Origin of the sequence: Dechloromonas sp. CZR5, from assembly GCF_008711155.1 — a bacterium.
Lineage (GTDB): Bacteria > Pseudomonadota > Gammaproteobacteria > Burkholderiales > Rhodocyclaceae > Azonexus.
Map to the genome: position 1 here is coordinate 75727 of NZ_VUYQ01000010.1, position 15429 is coordinate 91155.

The 15429-nt window shown below is 57.4% G+C and carries 16 protein-coding genes and 1 pseudogene; 5 read left to right on the top strand and 12 right to left on the bottom strand.

What is annotated here, in order from left to right; translation table 11 throughout:
- Positions 1–70: 70 nt before the first annotated feature.
- Complete coding sequence (locus F1002_RS18960) at positions 71–397, top strand: cupin domain-containing protein (protein ID WP_150430609.1); 327 nt, start codon at positions 71–73, stop codon at positions 395–397.
- A 372-nt stretch (positions 398–769) separates the two neighbouring features.
- Here the strand turns inward: F1002_RS18960 and F1002_RS18965 are convergent, their stop codons facing one another.
- Together F1002_RS18965 and F1002_RS18970 are read right to left on the bottom strand one after the other, a co-directional pair.
- Positions 770–2068, bottom strand: coding sequence for an outer membrane beta-barrel protein (locus tag F1002_RS18965; RefSeq protein WP_150430610.1), 1299 nt, complete (start codon positions 2066–2068; stop codon positions 770–772).
- A gap of 65 nt (positions 2069–2133) precedes the next feature.
- Positions 2134–2475 carry a hypothetical protein gene (locus F1002_RS18970; protein WP_150430611.1) on the bottom strand — a complete coding sequence of 114 codons (342 nt, stop codon included), beginning with the start codon at positions 2473–2475 and terminating at the stop codon, positions 2134–2136.
- 335 nt (positions 2476–2810) lie between these two features.
- Between F1002_RS18970 and F1002_RS18975 the strand changes: the two genes are divergently transcribed.
- Positions 2811–3143 carry a helix-turn-helix domain-containing protein gene (locus F1002_RS18975; protein WP_150430612.1) on the top strand — a complete coding sequence of 111 codons (333 nt, stop codon included), beginning with the start codon at positions 2811–2813 and terminating at the stop codon, positions 3141–3143.
- Here F1002_RS18975 and F1002_RS18980 read toward each other — a convergent pair.
- The 9 genes and pseudogenes from F1002_RS18980 to rng all read right to left on the bottom strand — a co-directional run bounded on the left by F1002_RS18980 (position 3118) and on the right by rng (position 10609).
- Complete coding sequence (locus F1002_RS18980) at positions 3118–4017, bottom strand: hydrolase or metal-binding protein (RefSeq protein ID WP_150430613.1); 900 nt, start codon at positions 4015–4017, stop codon at positions 3118–3120. The genes F1002_RS18975 and F1002_RS18980 overlap by 26 nt on opposite strands.
- A gap of 92 nt (positions 4018–4109) precedes the next feature.
- Positions 4110–5117, bottom strand: a complete 1008-nt coding sequence (locus F1002_RS18985) for a YqaJ viral recombinase family protein (protein ID WP_150430614.1) — start codon at positions 5115–5117, stop codon at positions 4110–4112.
- A gap of 98 nt (positions 5118–5215) precedes the next feature.
- Entirely contained in the window at positions 5216–6184 is a 969-nt protein-coding gene (locus tag F1002_RS18990) for a DUF932 domain-containing protein (RefSeq protein ID WP_150430615.1), read from the bottom strand.
- A 137-nt stretch (positions 6185–6321) separates the two neighbouring features.
- Positions 6322–6669, bottom strand: a complete 348-nt coding sequence (locus F1002_RS18995) for a hypothetical protein (RefSeq protein ID WP_150430616.1) — start codon at positions 6667–6669, stop codon at positions 6322–6324.
- A gap of 186 nt (positions 6670–6855) precedes the next feature.
- Positions 6856–7704: a DUF6387 family protein gene (locus F1002_RS19000; RefSeq protein WP_150430617.1), complete on the bottom strand. Its 849-nt coding sequence runs from the start codon at positions 7702–7704 to the stop codon at positions 6856–6858.
- Between the two features lie 56 nt (positions 7705–7760).
- Positions 7761–8573, bottom strand: coding sequence for a tyrosine-type recombinase/integrase (locus F1002_RS21405; RefSeq protein WP_370452200.1), 813 nt, complete (start codon positions 8571–8573; stop codon positions 7761–7763).
- An 89-nt stretch (positions 8574–8662) separates the two neighbouring features.
- Positions 8663–8722, bottom strand: coding sequence for a lasso RiPP family leader peptide-containing protein (locus F1002_RS21540; protein ID WP_223879686.1), 60 nt, complete (start codon positions 8720–8722; stop codon positions 8663–8665).
- Positions 8712–8987: pseudogene (locus tag F1002_RS21545) on the bottom strand (Arm DNA-binding domain-containing protein); the annotation flags it as partial. The gene F1002_RS21540 and the pseudogene F1002_RS21545, both read right to left, overlap by 11 nt.
- A 170-nt stretch (positions 8988–9157) precedes the next feature.
- The gene (rng, locus tag F1002_RS19010) at positions 9158–10609 is read right to left on the bottom strand and encodes a ribonuclease G (RefSeq protein WP_150430619.1); all 1452 of its coding nucleotides are present in this window, start codon (positions 10607–10609) and stop codon (positions 9158–9160) included.
- Positions 10610–10645: 36 nt separating this feature from the next.
- On the opposite strand from rng, the gene yegQ reads away from it, so the two are divergent.
- A complete protein-coding gene (gene yegQ, locus F1002_RS19015; protein ID WP_150430620.1) occupies positions 10646–11917 on the top strand; it encodes a tRNA 5-hydroxyuridine modification protein YegQ in 1272 nt (423 codons plus the stop codon).
- Between the two features lie 66 nt (positions 11918–11983).
- On the top strand, positions 11984–13093 hold the full coding sequence (locus F1002_RS19020; protein WP_150430621.1) for an acyltransferase: 1110 nt from the start codon (positions 11984–11986) through the stop codon (positions 13091–13093).
- Here F1002_RS19020 and F1002_RS19025 read toward each other — a convergent pair whose 3' ends face one another.
- Positions 13094–15052 (bottom strand): acetoacetate--CoA ligase, encoded by a 1959-nt coding sequence (locus F1002_RS19025; protein WP_150430622.1) that lies wholly within the window; start codon positions 15050–15052, stop codon positions 13094–13096. It lies immediately after the preceding gene.
- Between the two features lie 135 nt (positions 15053–15187).
- On the opposite strand from F1002_RS19025, the gene F1002_RS19030 reads away from it, so the two are divergent.
- Positions 15188–15429 (top strand): enoyl-CoA hydratase-related protein (locus F1002_RS19030; protein WP_191090472.1); only part of this gene is annotated, 242 nt, incomplete at its 3' end.

Below are 15429 nucleotides of genomic sequence, written 5' to 3' on the forward strand. Positions count from 1 at the left end.
AAGCATATGAATGATTATCCGAGGTTAGCAGCCATGCGTAATGTCTGCCTACTCCAAGGAGATAATAGCGATGAGTACGGAAAATGCAGTCCCTGAAGTACGCAACCTGAAACAGATGCTTCAGTATCAGGAAAAGGCAGTTGTCAGCCGGATGCTGATCAAGAATCCAGTTGGCAACGTTACCCTGTTTGCCTTTGACGGCAATGAGGGTCTTAGCGAGCATACGGCCCCTTACGATGCCTTGGTCATTGGTGTTGAAGGCCGTGCTGAAATTCCGGTGGGCGGCGTCAAGCATACGCTGGGAGAGGGCGACAGCTTGCTGCTGCCGGCCAATATCCCGCACGCGGTAAATCCCGTGGGCGGGTTCAAGATGCTGCTGATCATGATTCGTGGTTAGGGGTTATAGACGACCAGAAGTGTTATGGGCATATCCTTGGAAACGGTTTTCTGCTGCGATTTGTGCTGTATTTGAGCCGGATGGTTGCTAACGACCACTCAAGTAAGAGATCCGCGAAGATTGGGTCGGGAGTTCGCGTTCGCTAGCCAGGAAAGCTGAGCTGCCCCGCAGTGCTGGCCTGAAAGTCCGCTGACCCCACTACACCTGTCGCTCATCTGGCGATGGCTGAACGGCAGTTAAGGCCGAATCTCTACCCTTCACCACCATAGTCCAGGCGGACATCACCATACTAAAAAAAACAACCAAAAAAAGAGGCTTACAAAGAACGAAGGGGCCGCAGCCCCTTCCTCTCTTTGCTGTACCTTGATCGTCCTAAAGGCCGATCCGTACCCCAGCCAAAACGGTACCGACATTCCCCTTGCCCAGCGCCGTATCGCTGCCGGACAGGAAGTAATGCTCATATCCCAAACGAGCCTCAATCGACTTGGTCAGTTGGTACCCGATAACGAGACCCGCCGTCGGTGACAGAACGGTCTTCCTGACCACCGGCCCGTGCGCCGAACCACCCACCCCGGCGAAATCCAGGTTGTTGTAGATTTCATCCCGCGTGTGCACCGCCGCCAGACCGAGTTTCGGCTGGATGGTCAGGGATTTAATCGGTTCGAAGCGATAGCCGATGTTGGCCCCCAAAGCATTGGCGGTTCGGGTCGTGGCGCCGGTGAGCGCATTCCCACCACCAGTGATGCCGTCGTTGGCACTACGCGACTGGAACTCACCCAAGGTGGCCAGATACACCTCGTACTCGATCCTCCCCTCGTTCCGGAAGAGTGACAGACGATAGGCCGTATCGGTCTTGTCGTCCGACATACCACCGGCTACTTGGGCATTGACGGTATGCGTCTGCAGATCCCAGACGTTGCCGTTATAGCCACCGCCACTCAGGCGAGCCGAAGTTTTTGACCAGCCACCCGCCAAGCCCATCGACCATTTGCTGTCACCCCACGGGGTTTGGTTCGGCTTGTCGCCGAAGCTGTAGCGCAAGCCCAAGGTGGTGATCGACGCATCTCGACGAATATTACCGTTGTCGATATTGTTAATGGTATCGATGCTGGCGTGGTGAATCACCGTATGGTCGAGGCGAACAGCCACGGCTTCGGTAAATTCGTATTCAAGGCCGAGACCGTAGATTGGCCGGATCACATCCGTCGTACTGGATTCGTTGTTCGGATTCGAAAACAGCAAGCCTGGATCGTTCTTGTTCACCTTCCGGTCTTGATGACCATACATCAGGCCAAGGCGGACATAGGGCGCGAAGCCGCCGATGCGATAGCTGCCGAGGACGGAAAGGCCCAGACCTTCGAGACGGGTTTTGCCATCCAGGCTGGCCGTGTTGCCACCACTGGTCACATAGCCACTGATCTTGCGAGCCCCCAGGTTCATGTAACCCAGTTCAACAGCCAGGTAGTCGTTGAGTCGTTCACCGACGTAGAGGCCGAAAGCGGTGGGTTTGTCTTTTTGCTGCGTGACATTGAGGGAATCCCATTCCATGTCGCGCAGGGTAAAATCGCTGTAGTCGGCCTTGCCGGCGCCGAAGCCGATGTAGGTTTGCGCCAGACCGGACAGCGGCAGGCAGGCGAGCGCCAGGAGGGCGCAGGACATACGTTTTTTCATTTCTCTCCCTTAAGAATTAGTTGTGTAATTTGCTATCGGCTAGATATCCCCGATACCAAACTGCATCACTTCACATATTTGACGGTAACTGTGCCGGCCAGCTTGTTTTTCCCGATTTCATAGTCAGGGTTAAACGTCGCGAGGTTGTGAGCTGCGATACCTACTGCCGCACCGGCACCCAGCAGGAAGGTCGGAGACAGAAATGCACCTGCCATGGTTGCCGATCGATACTCCGTAAAAACGCGGCACTTCTTTCCCGTTCGTTCGATTCTGCCTTCAATTTTCTCGATTACCGATCCCTGATCATAGACAGCAACCACTTGAAACGAGTCGTTCATCGAAATCAGCTCATCGAGCGTTTCGTTGCTTAGCTCTTCCGTTGTAAATCTCTTGAGGTCAGTTGTCATACTTGTTCCTTGAAATAAGAGCGAAAGGAGTCGCCTGTAGTGGATTACCGAGTAGCTGCCGGACTAGCCGTGCGACCCAGGTGCCTCATCCACTTGCCGTAGGCCGAGACTGCGATAACAGCAACCGCTCCGGTAACGAAGGTGATGGCGTAACTTGCAAGGGTTTCGAGAGGTGATGGGTTGTTCATCCATGTTCCTTTAATTTTTTCCACGATGAGCAAACGTGATAGAGCACTTACGCTGCTGACATAGGCAAGGCGATGCTAAGTATTCCTTAGTATCGTGTCAATTGAGAAACTAAGAGTCTCTTAGGTCCGATCTGGACCTTGGGATTCATGAATCACTCGATGTATTTTGCACGACGTTTGCGAGAGGCCCGTCAAAAAAGCGGCCTCTCGCAAAAAGCACTGGGGATCAAGGCTGGAATTGATCAGTTCAGTGCGAGTCCGCGCATGAATCAGTATGAAAAGGGCAAGCACCTACCCGACTTGCTGACGGTCGAGCATCTGGCAACCGCAACTGGCTTCCCTATTCCGTTCTTTTTCGCACCAGAGGACGAGCTTGCGGAATTGATTGCCGCTTGGGGACAACTGGAAGCAAATCAGCGGGCGTCACTCCTTGAAGCTGCGAAGCAACTCCTGCCTACCCCAACACCTCCTGAGCTTTAGCCTCTAGTTTCTGACCCAGCGTGACGTGCTGTGGCGTTGCAGGAACAGGTGATGTTGGTAGCGAGTCGGTCTCCGGTGATGTTGAGAAAAACTCCTCCACCACAGCACTGCCATCTTCCTCCCCATCCTCAAACGCCCCATTCCCCAGCCCTTGCTTGGCCGCCTGATCCAGAGCATCCTGATCAAACCCAGCCTGCCGACGTGCCTCATCCAGTTGCTTGGCCTGCAACAGCATCTCCTCAGTCGACAACCCTGACCGAGGGGTGATATCCACGTAGTAGATCGGCGTCCCCAAACTCTGCCGGGTTGACTTGCCACGCAAGCGCAATTCCAGTGCCAAACAGGACAGCTTGTCTCCCGAGATCGCCTGGAAATACTGCAGTCGCGCACTCAGTGTCCGGATACTGTTGAAGCCGGTCGTCCGGAAAACGAAGCTCCCTAGCGGATCGTCATCACCCAGCGCGACATTCAAGCGACCATAGGGTTTGCAACCGCCCTTTGCAAGTGAACAGCTATCCGGTGACGGGCACAGAAACGACTTGATGCCTTCTTCCGTTTGCCGCTTGCAGCTTTCGCCATTACCAACGCAGAGTGGCCGGCCAGTTGTCCGATCGAACAGGCTGTACTCGGCCCGGAAATTGAGTTCAGGATCGTTGAACAACAGGCGGATCGGGATATTGCGAATCTTGCCGCCCTGTTCCTTGCGCAAAGTTTCATCGACGGGATGCGGCAACCAGCCATCCTTGCTCTGAACCTGGCTGGTGATGGTGAATTGATCATCCTTCTCCGGCAAACGCTTGCCGTTCTTCTCCACCACCTTGCCGATGGAGATTCGTCCCAGTACGGGCGGTGTAATGGCGAGACCTTTCAACATATCGGTGACTCCTGTAAAAAATGCCTTCCGCCTGCACCGCTGGGGTGGCAGGTCGGGAAGGCTGATTGAGTGGTGATGGGTGCACAAAGAAATCAAGCAACCAGAAAACGACGGCTGCCTGGCTTGGTCAGTGCATAGCGTTGCTGGAACTCGGGGTGATCCTTGAGAAGGCTGGTGACATCGAGCACGACACTGTCCTTGGCTTTCTTCCAGGTGACGCTGCCGGTTTCGAAATTCGCTCTCGTGGCACTACCCATGGCTTGCTGCAGGCTTTGCTTGAGTTGTGCTTCCAGCTTCTCGGCCTCGGCAATGCTTTGCCGAACCGACAGCCAATCGGCGAAGGTGGCTGACAAGTTGCGTTCCTCGGTGAAATCGAGGGTCTGGCCATCGTCTGCCGGATAGAGACAACGTAGCGCCAGATCCGAGGATTCGCTGCCATCGGCCGGTGGCGGCGTATCGGTCTCAACGTAGTGCCAGAAGTGCCGTTCGAGTTCGATCAAGCGGTCAATCAAGCGCTCATCGCGTTCGATCCGATGGATTTCCAAATGCTGACCACCGAGCAGAACAGCGACATCAGCCGCTTGCTTGCCGGTGACAGCGAGCTGGTGCATGACCTGGAGTTGAACGTATTCAGGTACGCCGTCCTTCCAGAGCTTTGCACCGTTGATGCCAGCGGTCTTGCATTCGAGGATCTGTACTGCACTCGATCCGGTGACTTCCCGGTCGATGTTGGCCAGCATCCACGGTAAGCCGGGATTTGGATGCTGCAAGACGGCGTTGATGCGCCGTACCCGATTGCCGGTGCGTTTGGTGTAGTGGGCCGCCACGATTGGCTCCAAGATGTTCCCCCAGTACATTGGGGACTCTTCATCGTGGGGATCGACCTTGGGAAGATTGCCATCACGGCCGGTCTTCTCCATCCAGAGTTCGAGTTGGCTCTTGTAAGGGTTCAAGCCAACGGCTGTTGCGGCATCCGAACTGCCGATGCCTTGTTTGCGGACGGTCAGCCAATCATCGCGAGGCAAGTCCTTGGTCTTGACCAGTTTGAGTGCTGGACGATGCTTGAGCGGGGTGGCATTGGGTAAGGCGTGTGGTTGCATAGTTCTACTCCTTCCAGAATGCAAAATGCCCAGTTAGCCAAAGAGCTGAACTGGGCATGTGCGAGGGATGAATGATGAAACGCGGATTCCGCCGATGATCAGGCGACGAGTTGCAGGGCCGTATCGAGTGCGCGTTGTTTGAGGACGGCCCCCTGGCCGAACCAGGCGGAGTCCATCCGGTACTCGGTACTACGGGCACGCCGTTCGTGGTCGACGTACTCGGTGACGGCATTGAGCAGCCCCCAAGCAGTGCCCTTGGCTGCTTCCAACTCAGCCCCCTTACCTTGGCCGTCGTAGAGGGCTTGCACCCGCTTCAAGGCACGTTCGTTGGCGAGCCCAGCCGGATCGATAGCTCCTGGCTGGACATCGCACATCACGCGCAGGAAGTAGTTCATAGCCTCGTGCGACTTCACTTTGCGTTCGGCCAGTGTCTTCATCCGGTACATGAACCCATCCCATTGCGAGACGGCAATTCCGAGTTGCTGTTTGACGGCTTGTGGATCGAAACGGGTGCTGTGCGGTACCTTGATGGCCTGACTGGCCCCATTCACGGCAATGGTCAAGGTGTTGTTGCAGACGACGCGGACGGTGGTCGGAGTTGCCGTGGTGGCGAGTGTACCGTCGCAGCTGGTGGCCAATAAGAGATAGCCATTAACCTGGTCGTTTCCCTTCAAGGCAGTGGATTGACCGGTCTTGGCCAGTGCCCAGAACTTCTTGCCGCCTTTCAATACACCAGCCGTCTCCAGCTGGTAGCCGGAAACGGTCGTGAGATCGCGATAGAACTCCAACACCTCCTTGGGTTGAACGATCTGATAGCGCTGCGAAACGACCGACAGGGCTTCTTTGGTATCGGAGCGGTAGAGCACCTTCTGATCTTCGAAGGAATGGATGGTGCCGAGACTGCCGATGCTGTCTGCCATGAAACGGACCGGGGATTCCTGGATGGTCCAGTCCATGCCTGCGGATTTGACCCAGACTTCGATGGGTTGTTTGGCCGGAAGACGATTGCCGAGGCCATGCCACGGTTCGGCGCCGACATAGGCCATTTGTTGAACGAGGTGTGCCATGAGATTTCCTTTCGGGAATAAATGGGCGCAGCCGCTCCGCCGGGGAACGGCTGAGACGGGAAGCGCTGAATCAATGGGAGAGAAAGACGAGAACTGCGATGCCGTCCATTTCAGGCGGCAGAGGTCAAACAAGCCGATCAGTAGGTGGTCGACTCGGGTGCGGTGAGGCTAAAACAGTGGCCGCAAGCAAGGCAGCGGTAGTTATCGAGGATGCGACGGTCGACGAGTTCGCCCAATCGGGCAGCGGACAGGCCACCGGCCGTGCCGCCGACCACGGCGCCGAAGAGTGCACCGAGGACACCGCCGAAGACCATGCCAGGAGGACCGGCGACGATGCCGACGGTCATGCCGATTTCGATTCCGGAAAGGCTACCGGTAGCACCACCAACACAGCCGCCAACCGTGCCGATGAGGCCGGCGGCCTTGCGGGCACGATTGCGGGTGGCGATACGTGCAGAGTGACAGTTTGGGCATTGAATGTTCATTGTCTGACTCCTGTAGATGGAAAGGACGAACGAAATCAGCGAACACCATTTCTGGCACTCGCTGATTCGAACGTAATGAGGAGTTGGGTACTGAGGCCAGCTGCTTGATTCTGGCCAATCTGCCATGTTTTTGGGCAGACGATCACCTTCTCAATAAGGTGATATGTGATTGAAAAAATCTAGAAACTACGACTTTTCGGGCATTACGCACCCATAAGTGCGCAATTCGACATTTAATGCATAGAGAGTCTCATCACTTATGAGTTTTACGGCCTCTTTGGCTACCTTTTTGGTTACATGCTCACCAGGAACACCAAAATACCTGCCCTTGAAAAAACTTTCTTCCATATCTGCAGGTTTGATTTTTTTCCGATTGATGATCGCCCAGAAAGTCAAATCTAAGTAGGGCAGCAAACGTTCTTTGTGCCACTTTTCGAACCTTTTATCGCTAAACAACCACTGTTTAGGTTCAATATTGGCCTCTGCACGAGTTTTAGCTATCCAAGAACGGAATTGCTTCACTAGATAGTCATCTGATGCATTTAAATCGACACCAATGAAAAACCTCTTAACCTGACCGAGTGAATCGCGATGAACTTTCCAAGCTGGACTTGAAAGGTACTCGTGGACATTGCGGCAAATTTCTTCGTCAAATTCCAGATCGCCGTCCTCAACAAGATCACCATATTTTTCGGTATCTTCCATACGTTGAACCCAAGCCCGGTAGCGGGGGTCAGAAAGAACACGATGGCCTCTAAAAAACTCTTCTGCCGACTGATCCATGAGAGGTGACAGGTAAATATCGGATAGAGGGCGAAGATTCCGCAATGGCATCTGCAGTAACAGTTCTGCTTGTTCAACATAGCTGCTCCGCAGTTCGTCAGTTAGCCGCCCTTCCCGTTCTTTAGCGAAAACATAGCTCATGAACGAACGCGCAGAGAGTTCTGCAACCCAATCTTTCAACCCCCATGATGCACATGCGTCATAGATTGAGATATCAAAATCATCAGGCACTGAGTTAACGCGATTATTCATTGCGAATCCTAGAAAGTAGTTACTCCGATACTCGCAAAATGATCATCAAGAATCCTTTAGCGCTGCGCTGCTGCTTTTTTGAGCTGACAACCAGAGAGAAACTCAGACCAAACCGTCAAGGCAGCGCGGCGCTCTTCGTAATATGAGTGCTGGTCATAGATACCTTCAACACCTGATAGCTTGTGATTCAAACACATCTCCGAAATATCACGGCTAACGCCAAGTTTTCGCATGTGGCTTTTCATTGTGCTGCGCAGATCATGCGGGGTAAATCGACGGATCGCTGGGGTATGGTTCTCAATCCAATAATCAATGGCCTCACGAATCGCATCCTTCGATACGTGCGCATCTCCATCGTATCGCTCAATCCGAGTCCGTAGACGAGCCGGCAAGACATACACCGAGTTCCCGGCCAGCTCAAACAACTCCTTAAACCATTCGATAACACACGGCACCAAAGGAATATCCATAGCCGGCCCTGTCTTGCTCTGCGGTATGTGCCAGCGAGCTTCCGTAATAAATACGTTCTCTCTCAAGGCAGTAAACAGTTCGGAAATTCGAACTCCTGTTGCCAGCAAAATTTTCACGGACAGGAGATTGTCCGGTTTCATGTGTGCATTCAGCAGCACGGCCAACTCGTCCGCACTCAGCATTAGCCGCTTCTTAATCTCCGGCCGTTTGCCAATGATCGCCTCAAGTTGGATACCTGCACATGGACTGGCAAAGATCAGCTTCTTCCCTGTCGCATGCTTGAAAATGCCGAGAAGGACACACCAAAGAGTAAAAAGCTCCACCCAACCTGTTTTGACGCGTTCAATCTGAGCAACAACATCAGCAGGGCCTACCGATTGAACGGACATGGAGCCCATGCCATTTTCGATCCGCTTTAGATTTCTACCGTAGCTACGTTGAGTGCTATCAGCAAGATTCGTAAGTACTAGCTCTCGATAGTCCTTAATCAGTTCACGAACCGTCCAATCTTTGTGAGCTTTGGTTTTTCGTACCTCGTCCGCTGGATTCACCCCATCAATAAGGGCCAGACGCTTTTTGGTCGCATTCAAGCGGGCAGCAGCCAACGACACATCTGGATAGCGACCAAGAGTCACCTCTTGTCGACGACCTCCGTGTTGGTAGCGCAAAACCCATGTTGCCGCACCGGCTGCGGACAGCGTAAACGTGAGTCCCGCGCCATCCGACTTCGCCACTGGCAAACCTGCACGAACCCATTTCCGCAGCTGGATATCAGTCAGTAAGTTGGATTGGATTTTGGCCACCGTCGTCACACTCCGAAATACGATGGGTAGCTAGCCAGTCTAGCTACCCATCTAGCTACCAATGAGAGAGCTATTTCGATTATACGGAGATCAACGGCGATTAACACGATTCAGGCGAAACCATTGAAAACTGGTGCATCTCAAGGGTGTCCCGTATATGCAGATGAACATGAATTACGCTACATCAAAACAATGTCGTATTGTTCCGGGGAGTAGCTCGGCTCCGACTGCAAGGAAACGGCCTTGCCGATGAAATCGGAGAGCATGGCCAGCGACTGCGACTCCTCGTCGAGGAAGAGATCGACGACATCCGGTCCGGCCAGGATACGGTATTCGCGGGCATTGAACTGGCGCGCTTCGCGCAGCAGTTCGCGCAGGATTTCGTAGGCCACCGTGCGCGCCGTCTTGACTTCGCCACGGCCGCCGCAGGTCGGGCAGGTCATGCACAGCACATGAGCCAGCGACTCGCGGGTACGCTTGCGGGTCATCTCGACCAGACCGAGCGCGGTGAACCCGTTGACCGTCAATCGCGTGTGGTCGCGGGCCAGCGCCTTGTTGAACTCGTCGAGCACGGCTTTCTTGTGCTCCTCGTTCTCCATGTCGATGAAATCGACGATGATGATGCCGCCGAGATTGCGCAGCCTGAGCTGGCGGGCGATGGTGACGGCGGCCTCGAGATTGGTCTTGAAGATGGTGTCGTCGAAATTGCGCACGCCGACGAAACCGCCGGTATTGACGTCGATGGTGGTCATCGCCTCGGTCTGGTCGATGATCAGGTAGCCGCCCGATTTCAGATCGACGCGACGCGCCAGCGCCTTCTGTATCTCCTCTTCGACCCCGTGCAGGTCAAACAGCGGACGCTGCCCGGTGTAATGCTCCAGCAGCGAGAGCACGGCCGGCGTGTATTCCTCCGCAAAAGTCGTCAGCTTCTGGAAGTTTTCGCGCGAGTCGATAAAAATGCGGGTCGTTTCGGGATTGACGAAATCCCGCAGGACGCGCTGCCCCAGCGACAACTCCTGATAAAGCAGCGAGGGCGGCGCAGAAATGCGGGCCCGGTCGCGAATGTCCGCCCACGTCTTCTTCAGGTACGCGATATCGGTCGCGAACTCGGCTTCGCTCGCGTTTTCGGCCATGGTCCGGACGATGAAACCGCCCTTCTCGTCCGGCGGCATCAGCCGGGTCAGCTTGTCGCGCAAGGCCTCGCGCTCGGCCTCGGACTCGATGCGCTGCGAGATGCCGATATGCTTTTCCTGCGGCAGATAGACCAGCATGCGTCCGGCAATGGAAATCTGCGTGGACAATCGGGCACCCTTGGTACCGATCGGGTCCTTGATCACCTGCACGACAATGCTTTGCCCTTCGGCCAGAATGCGCTCGATCGGCCGCTCGGTGGCCGTCTCGCGCGGCTGCCAGATATCGGCGACATGCAGGAAGGCGGTGCGTTCCAGGCCGATCTCGACGAATGCCGACTGCATGCCCGGCAAGATACGGACAATGCGGCCAAGATAGACGTTGCCGACCAGTCCGCGGCTGGCGGTGCGCTCAATATGCAATTCCTGCACAACTCCTTGTTGCATAACGGCAACGCGGGTTTCCTGCGGCGTGAAATTGATCAGGATTTCTTCGGTCATACGCTCTACAATTCGCGGTTTTTTCTGGATTCTACTATGCGCAAGGCGCCCGAACTGCTCGCCCCCGCCGGCTCGCTCGACATGATGCGCACGGCCTTCGATTTTGGCGCCGATGCGATCTATGCCGGCCAGCCGCGCTACAGCCTGCGCGTGCGCAACAACGAGTTCGGCACGCTGGAAAAACTCGGCGACGGAATTGCCGAAGCGCATGCCCGCGGCAAGCAGTTTTTCGTCGTCAGCAACATCTTCCCGCACAACGCCAAGCTGACCACCTACCTGGCCGACATGGCGCCGGTCATCGCGCTGAAGCCGGACGCCCTGATCATGTCCGACCCCGGCCTGATCGACATGGTCCGCGAAGCCTGGCCCGAGCAGCCCATCCATCTGTCGGTGCAGTCGAATACGGTGAACTGGGCAGCCGTGCGTTTCTGGAAGAAGCTGGGGCTCACCCGCATCATCCTGTCGCGCGAACTATCGCTCGACGAGGTCGCCGAAATCCGCCAGCAATGCCCGGACATCGAACTCGAAGTCTTCGTCCATGGCGCCCTGTGCATCGCCTACTCCGGCCGTTGCCTGCTCTCCGGCTACTTTAACCACCGCGACCCCAACCAGGGCACCTGCACCAACTCCTGCCGCTGGGACTACAAGGTGCATACGCCAGCCGAGCAACCGGTGCAGTTCATGGATCGCGACGCGGAAATCCTGCTCGAGGAAAAGCAGCGCCCGGGCGAACTGATGCCGATCGAGGAAGACGAGCACGGCACCTACATCATGAACTCGAAGGACCTGCGCGCCATCGAACACGTGCACCGCCTCACCGAGATCGGCGTCGATTCGCTGAAGATCGAGGGCCGCACCAAGAGCCCCTACTACGTCGCCCGCACCTGCCAGGCTTACCGTCAGGCCATCGACGATGCCGTCGCCGGCCGCCCCTTCGATGCCACCTTGCTCGGCGAGCTGGAAAACCTGGCCAATCGTGGCTACACCGACGGCTTCTACCAGCGTCACCACGATGCCGACTACCAGAATTATCTGCGCGGCCATTCGGAATCGGATCGCAGCCAGTATGTCGGCGATGCCGTCGCCTTCGACGAAGCGCGCGGCCTGATGGAAATTGCCGTCAAGAACCGCTTCGCGCTGGGCGACGAAGTGGAATGCGTCCACCCGGCCGGCAACTTCCGCTCGCGCCTGACGCGGATGGAAAACAAGGATGGGCAAGCGGTCCCCGTCGCACCCGGCAGCGGTCATCGCGTCTGGGTCGACCTGCCCGCCCGGTACACCGATTCGTTTGTTGCGCGTTTTGCGTGATGAAGTTCATACAAATCAACACGAAACGATTTTGTGCACCGCAACAATTAAGATAATATCGCCGCCATGAGCCCAAACGCCAACCGCATGCCGCTGATCGACGCCTTGAAGGCCGTTGCAGCCATGCTCGTCCTGATGAATCATTTTTCGTCCTACGGCCCGCTGGCCGAGGCAGCGCGCGACTATTTCCCGGCGATTTTCAACTGGTTCTTCGAGTACGGGCGCATGGCCGTTCAGGTTTTCCTGGTCATCGCCGGCTTTCTGGCTGCCCGCGGCCTGTCGGCCCACGGCCAGGCGCTCTCCGGATCGCCGCTGCCGCTGATCTGGAAGCGTTACCTGCGCCTGGCGGTGCCCTACCTTGCGGCCATCGGCCTGGCCATCATCGCCGCCGCCATCGCCGACCGCTGGATGGAAGACGATGCGATTCCGGCACGCGCCACCCTCCAGCAATGGCTGGCCCACGCCACCTTGCTGCACGACCTGCTCGGCTTCAATGCGCTGTCGGCCGGTGTCTGGTACATCGCCATCGATTTCCAGCTGTTCGCGCTGATGGCCATCCTGCTCTGGTCGGGCCGTGTCCGCATCGTCGCCCCGGCACTGGTGCTGACCGTCGCCACCGCGTCGCTGTTCTGGTTCAACCGCAATCCCAGCTGGGATCACTGGGCTATCTACTTCTTCGGCTCCTACGGCCTGGGCGCCGCTGCCTGGTGGGCATCCGACCGCCGGCAGATGTCGGCCTGGCTCGGCGTCATCCTGACCGTCGCGATTGCCGCGCTGGTCATCGATTTCCGCCTGCGCATCGCCCTGGCGCTAGGCGTCGCCCTGCTCCTCGGCTTCGGCCGCCGCACCGGCCTGCTCGAGCAATGGCCGAATGTTCGTCCGCTGGCCTTTCTTGGCCAGATCTCGTACTCCGTCTTTCTGGTGCACTTCCCGGTCCTGCTGCTGGCTAATACGCTGTACACCCAGACCGACTACGACTCGTCGCTGTCCACCCTGGTCTGGCTTGGCCTGTCGCTGGCGGCCAGCGTCGCTGCCGCAACCCTGTTCTATCGCTGGATAGAAAGTCCGGAAGCCAGCCGGCGCATTACCGCCGCCCTGAGCTGGATTGCCGGCAATACGCTGGAGATCGTGCGCAGGGTGCCGCTGGTCGGCCCCCTGCTCGCCCGCCGCTCCTGATCAGTCGGCCAGTTCCGGCCGCCCGCGGAAGAACGCCAGGGCTTCCGGGTTGGCCAGGGCTTCGACGTTCTTCACCGGCTGGGCCTGCACCACGTTGCGCACGGCCAGTTCGACGATCTTGCCCGACTTGGTGCGCGGAATGTCCTGCACCTGAACGACCTTGGCCGGCACGTGGCGCGGCGTGGTGTTGTCGCGGATCTGCTTCTTGATGCGCTCGATCAACGCGGTATCGAGTACACAACCTTCCTGCAGGCGAACGAAGAGCACCACCCGCACGTCGTCCTCCTTGCCCGGCGGCCAGGCCTGGCCGATGACCAGCGATTCGAGGATTTCCGGCAGCTGTTCGACCTGGCGGTAGATTTCCGCCGTGCCGATGCGCACGCCGCCCGGATTCAGCGTGGCGTCCGAACGACCGTAGATGATCATGCCGTTGTGCGCCGTGAGCTCCGAGAAATCGCCATGGCACCAGATGTTGGGGAAGCGCTCGAAATACGCCGCATGGTATTTCGCGCCGTCCGCGTCGTTCCAGAAGCCGACCGGCATGGCCGGGAAAGGCTTGGTACAAACCAGCTCCCCTTTTTGCGAACGCACCGGGCTGCCGTCGTCGTCGAGGACATCGACCGCCATGCCCAGGCCGCGACACTGGATTTCGCCACGATAGACCGGCAGTACCGGATTGCCGAGCACGAAGCAGGAAATGATGTCAGTCCCGCCGGAAATCGAGGCAAGCAGGATGTCCTGCTTGATTTCGCGATAGACCCAGTCGAAACCTTCCGGCGACAGCGGGCTGCCGGTCGAGAACATGGCACGCAAGGCGCCGAGATTGTGGGTCTTGCCCGGCGTCAGGCCCATCTTGGCAGCTGCGTCGATGAATTTCGCCGAGGTGCCGAAATGGGTCATGCGTTCGGCCGCCGCATAGTCGAACAGCACCGTGCCGCCCCCGGCGAACGGCGAACCATCGTAAAGCAGCAGCGTTGCCCCGCAGGCCAGGCCGGAGACCAGCCAGTTCCACATCATCCAGCCGCAGGTGGTGAAATAGAACAGCCGGTCGCCCGGACGCACGTCGCTGTGCAACTGGTGTTCCTTGAGGTGCTGCAGCAGGGCGCCGCCGTGGCAATGGACGATGCACTTGGGCACACCGGTGGTGCCGCTGGAGAACATGATGAATAGCGGATGATCGAAGGCGACGCGGCGGATGACGACCTCGGCGCCCTCCTTCGCGGGAGGCAGGTCGTTCCAGCTCACGGCGTCGGCAATGCCATCGAGCGCCGGCTGCGCATTCAGATAGGGGACGACTACCGTCTTGAGCAGCGAGGGCATGCGAGCGACGACTTCGGCATTCTTGGCCAGGCAATCGACCGGCTTGCCGTTGTACCAGTAGCCATCGACGCAGATCAGCACCTTGGGTTCGATCTGACCGAAGCGGTCGAGCACACCCTGCACACCAAAATCCGGCGACGCGGAAGACCAGATGGCGCCGAGCGACGTTGCAGCGAGCATGGCGACCAGCGTCTCCGGCAGGTTGGGCAGATAGCCGGCGACGCGGTCGCCTTCGCCGACCCCGGCCGCGATCAGGAATTGCTGGAAGCGGGCTACTTCGGCATAGAGTTCGCTCCGGCTCAGGCGCCGCTTGACCTTGTCCTCGCCCCAGAAAACCAGCGCCTCGCCGGCATCACGGTTTTGCAGCAGGTTTTCGGCGTAATTCAGGCGCGCTTCGGGGAACCAACGGGCGCCCGGCATCTTGCCGCCATCGACCAGCACCGTACGACCCTTGTCGCCCACCGCCCCACAGAAATCCCACAACGTGGACCAGAAAGCTTCCGGCTGGTCGACCGACCATTGCCACAAGTCGGCATAACGCCCATGTCCCGTGGCCTGCATGAAAACCGCCATGCGGGTATCGCCGACGGTTTGGGGATTGGGTTTCCAGAGCGGCTGCGCTTCGCTGGCGTAGGTCATCTTGTCTCCTTGTGTTGTCGATTTTGCATGACAGCATAGCAGGTTAACGTTAACGTCAACTGTCGCCAACCGGACAAACCCTACCGTGCGACAGCAGTAGTCCGTCAGTATAAATACCAGTCAAAGGAGAACCCCATGTCCCAAGTCGTCCTCACCGAAGTCATCGGCAAGGTAGGCCTGATCCGCATCAACCGGCCGGAAGCAATGAACGCCCTGAACAACGACGTCGTCGACGGCATCGGTGCCGCCATCGACCGTTACGAAGCCGATGAAGCCATCGGCTGCATCGTCATCACCGGCAATGAAAAGGCCTTCGCTGCGGGAGCCGATATCGGCTTCATGAAGGACTTCGATTACATGCATGCCTACAAGACCGA

Excerpts from the sequence above, each read along its gene's own strand:
- F1002_RS18990 (WP_150430615.1), bottom strand. The coding sequence starts at position 6,184 with ATGGCACACCTCGTTCAACAAATGGCCTATGTCGGCGCCGAACCGTGG.
- F1002_RS18965 (WP_150430610.1), bottom strand. The coding sequence starts at position 2,068 with ATGAAAAAACGTATGTCCTGCGCCCTCCTGGCGCTCGCCTGCCTGCCG.
- F1002_RS19000 (WP_150430617.1), bottom strand. The coding sequence starts at position 7,704 with ATGAATAATCGCGTTAACTCAGTGCCTGATGATTTTGATATCTCAATC.
- F1002_RS19025 (WP_150430622.1), bottom strand. The coding sequence starts at position 15,052 with ATGACCTACGCCAGCGAAGCGCAGCCGCTCTGGAAACCCAATCCCCAA.
- F1002_RS18975 (WP_150430612.1), top strand. The coding sequence starts at position 2,811 with ATGAATCACTCGATGTATTTTGCACGACGTTTGCGAGAGGCCCGTCAA.
- rng (WP_150430619.1), bottom strand. The coding sequence starts at position 10,609 with ATGACCGAAGAAATCCTGATCAATTTCACGCCGCAGGAAACCCGCGTT.
- F1002_RS18985 (WP_150430614.1), bottom strand. The coding sequence starts at position 5,117 with ATGCAACCACACGCCTTACCCAATGCCACCCCGCTCAAGCATCGTCCA.
- F1002_RS18995 (WP_150430616.1), bottom strand. The coding sequence starts at position 6,669 with ATGAACATTCAATGCCCAAACTGTCACTCTGCACGTATCGCCACCCGC.
- F1002_RS18970 (WP_150430611.1), bottom strand. The coding sequence starts at position 2,475 with ATGACAACTGACCTCAAGAGATTTACAACGGAAGAGCTAAGCAACGAA.
- F1002_RS18980 (WP_150430613.1), bottom strand. The coding sequence starts at position 4,017 with ATGTTGAAAGGTCTCGCCATTACACCGCCCGTACTGGGACGAATCTCC.
- F1002_RS19020 (WP_150430621.1), top strand. The coding sequence starts at position 11,984 with ATGAGCCCAAACGCCAACCGCATGCCGCTGATCGACGCCTTGAAGGCC.
- F1002_RS18960 (WP_150430609.1), top strand. The coding sequence starts at position 71 with ATGAGTACGGAAAATGCAGTCCCTGAAGTACGCAACCTGAAACAGATG.
- F1002_RS21405 (WP_370452200.1), bottom strand. The coding sequence starts at position 8,573 with ATGGGCTCCATGTCCGTTCAATCGGTAGGCCCTGCTGATGTTGTTGCT.
- yegQ (WP_150430620.1), top strand. The coding sequence starts at position 10,646 with ATGCGCAAGGCGCCCGAACTGCTCGCCCCCGCCGGCTCGCTCGACATG.